The organism is Bradyrhizobium sp. (assembly GCF_019242285.1).
In the GTDB taxonomy this organism is placed as follows: domain Bacteria; phylum Pseudomonadota; class Alphaproteobacteria; order Rhizobiales; family Xanthobacteraceae; genus Bradyrhizobium.
On sequence record NZ_JAFAVV010000482.1, the window covers coordinates 1 to 2427 of the forward strand.

Below are 2427 nucleotides of genomic sequence, written 5' to 3' on the forward strand. Positions count from 1 at the left end.
GGCGTCAGATTGCGTGGCCGCAGGTGCGATCGGCTGCTCGCCTGTGGGAGCGGCAAGGGCAGGGCAGGCCGTCAGGGAGAGGAGGATTCCCAGAGCAGTGGCAAGGCCGGTTGCGGTGGCATGAGGTCTCATGGCTCTGCCTCCGAATGTCACCTGCGGCTTCGGCTACGGCCGACTCCGAGCGTTAGCCGAACGGTGCGTGCGATCGCGCGCGAAGGTCAGTTCAGCCGCAGCTCGGTGATGTGCCGCGGATCCGGCTTCAGCTCGCCGCGCTCGACGCGGAGCACGATGTCGGTCAGCGCCGCGTTGGCGCGGCAGGAGAGGCCGATCTTCTCGCCTTCGCGCACCACCAGGCCGTTCATGAACTCGATCTCGGTGCGCCGCCCCTTCTGCATGTCCTGCCCCATGGAGGGACGCTGCTCGGAGGAGACGCGCTTGCCGTCGGCGAAGCGGCGCTCGTCGCAGGCGCGCATCGCGGCCTCGTCACCCTCGCCGGCGCGCGCGATCGTCTCCGGCGGCAGGTGCAGGATTTCCTCCAGCTGATAGCCGTGTGCCTGTCCGACCCGGATCGCCTCGCTGCCGAGGCGGGTGGAGAAGCGGCGGATCGGCTCGCTCTCCAGCATCTGGCCGCCGGTCAGGCCGGTGCAGGCCGAGAGCCCGTTGCCCATGACGTTGGCAACCAGCTTCGACCAGCGCTCGCCCCAGAGATTGCTCGTCACCGTCGCGCTGTCGGCGGTGCCGACCAGCCGGCAGATTTCCTTGGCGCGCTCCGTGATCCGGCCGTGCACCTCGCCGGTGCGGAACACGGTGTGCGCGGCGCCGCCCTTGCCGGCGCCGCGGTGGATGTGGCCGGGCGCGGGCAGGTTCACGGTGATGCTGCTCGCGATGCAGCCGAGCGTCTTGCCCCAGCCGACGATGCCGGCCACGGTTTCCTCGTTCATGCAGTTCTGCAGCGACACCACGTAGCCGTCCGGCGCCAGATATTGCCGGATCATCATGGTCGCCCAGGCCGTGTCGTACGACTTCATGCAGACGAAGGCGATGTCGATCGGCTTCTCCTTGGCCAGTTGCTGCACGTCGGTGACGTGCAGGGCCCGCACCGGAACCGAAAATTCCGGCACGTCCCGGGCATGGGTGACGCGCAGGCCATGCTGCCGCATGTGCTGGACATGCTCGGGCCATGGATCGATGAAGGTGACGTCCTCGCCCGCCTGCACCATGTGCGCACCGGCATACCCGCCGACGGCACCTGCTCCCACGATCGCGATCTTCCGGCCCATGTTTCTCCCCGAGATTTTATCCCGCCGAATCTAGCGCGACGGTAGGTCGGATCGCAACGGTTGAGCCACGACCGGCGCGATGAACAGCCATTCATCACTATGGCCAAATGGTCACGGAAGTTTCGTTGAATGGCCGCATGGCGTGACCTAGCTTTTCTTGAACAGGAGGCCTTGCCATGAAGCAGTCGCAGCATCTGTTGGACAATGCAGTCACTTGCGCGAAGCTCGCCAAGCGAAGCACGGACAGGGGCATGAAGGACCGTTTCAGGCGCATGGAAGCGGCGTGGAGGTCGCTCGCGCGCGAGCAGGACTGGCTCGACGGCGAGGTCAGTCCGATCGACATATCCCGGTTTGGCCGGCCGCTGCCCTGGTCAGCGCGTCCCGGCTCGTGGCACAATCCGGAACGCGCGGTTCTCTCCTAGCCAGGCGGCGCGTTCGTCGCGCAGCAGCGTGCGGCGGACCTTGCCGGAATCGTCGCGCAGGCCGACGGCGACGACCTCAAAACTTTCCGGATGCTTGTAGCGGCTGAGCCGGTCGGCGAGGAAATCGCCCATGCCGTCGGCGATCGCCTGCGCCTCATCGCGGTCGGCAAGCTCGAGGATCGCATGCACGCGCTGCCCGAACTCCGGATCGGGCAGGCCGACCACCACGCAGGAGCGCACCTTGGGATGCGCGCTGACGGCGGCCTCGACCTCGGCCGGGTAGATGTTGGCGCCGCCGCGCAGGATCATGTCGGCGAGACGGTCCCCGAGATAGAGATAGCCGTCGGCGTCGAGCCGCCCGATATCGCCGAGCGACTCCCAGCCGTCCTCCCGCCGCTTCGGCTCGGCGCCGAGATAATGATAGGTGGTGCCGGGGCCGTCATTGGGCAGGAAATAGATCTCACCGGTCTCGCCGGGCGCGACGTCGTTGCCGTCCTCGCCGATGATGCGCAGCCGCGCGGTCTCGCCGATCTTGCCGACCGAGCCGCGATGTTCGAGCCACTCGACCCCCGAGATGATACACGCGCCCTGTGCTTCGGTGCCGCCATAGAGCTCCCAGATCCGCTCGGGCCCCAGCCATTCGATCCATTTTTCCTTCAGCCAAGGGGGCATGGGGGCTGCCATGTGAAACACGATCTGCAGGCTGGAGAGATCGTAGCGATTGC

General features: G+C 67.0%; 3 protein-coding genes. 1 reads left to right on the top strand and 2 read right to left on the bottom strand.

All coding sequences use genetic code 11. The features are described from left to right. Positions 1-218 precede the first annotated feature (218 nt). On the bottom strand, positions 219-1280 hold the full coding sequence (locus JOY90_RS19105; RefSeq protein WP_291692670.1) for a ketopantoate reductase family protein: 1062 nt from the start codon (positions 1278-1280) through the stop codon (positions 219-221). A gap of 176 nt (positions 1281-1456) precedes the next feature. On the opposite strand from JOY90_RS19105, the gene JOY90_RS19110 reads away from it, so the two are divergent. After that, the gene (locus tag JOY90_RS19110) at positions 1457-1702 is read left to right on the top strand and encodes a hypothetical protein (protein ID WP_291692671.1); all 246 of its coding nucleotides are present in this window, start codon (positions 1457-1459) and stop codon (positions 1700-1702) included. Here the strand turns inward: JOY90_RS19110 and JOY90_RS19115 are convergent. After that, positions 1652-2427 (bottom strand): AMP-binding protein (locus JOY90_RS19115; RefSeq protein ID WP_291692672.1); only part of this gene is annotated, 776 nt, incomplete at its 5' end. The genes JOY90_RS19110 and JOY90_RS19115 overlap by 51 nt on opposite strands.